The sequence below is a fragment of the Bacillus sp. SIMBA_026 genome, assembly GCF_046535335.1.
Classification (GTDB): domain Bacteria; phylum Bacillota; class Bacilli; order Bacillales; family Bacillaceae; genus Bacillus; species Bacillus velezensis.
Genome location: NZ_JAWRWX010000092.1, coordinates 1 through 294, shown reverse-complemented (window position 1 = coordinate 294; position 294 = coordinate 1). Strand labels below are relative to the sequence as shown.

Annotated in this window: 1 protein-coding gene; it reads left to right on the top strand. The window is 59.9% G+C overall.

From position 1 onward, the window contains the following. Window positions 1–94: 94 nt before the first annotated feature. On the top strand, window positions 95–294 hold a 200-nt coding region (locus SB847_RS20810), incomplete at its 3' end, for a hypothetical protein (protein ID WP_410578485.1).

Sequence of the window (294 nt, the reverse complement as noted above, 5' to 3'; positions counted from 1 at the left end):
ATGCCAAACACCCGACGCCGTAGGAACAGTACGGCCGCCGTCGTCGTTAAGGTCATTAGCTAATCCACCTGACAACCAATCCACATGCGAACTGATGAAAGGGACGATGACCACGGTGCGAAACCACAACAACGGCCTCAAGACCGCCGCACTCTTTGGCGTGCTATGGGCGGTGTTGCTGGGACTGGGCGCCATCATCGGGGCCGGAACGCGGAGTGCCGCGCCGCTGTGGATCATGGCCTTGCTGGGTGTGGCGACCACGGCTTACGGCTACTGGAACAGCGATAAAATCGC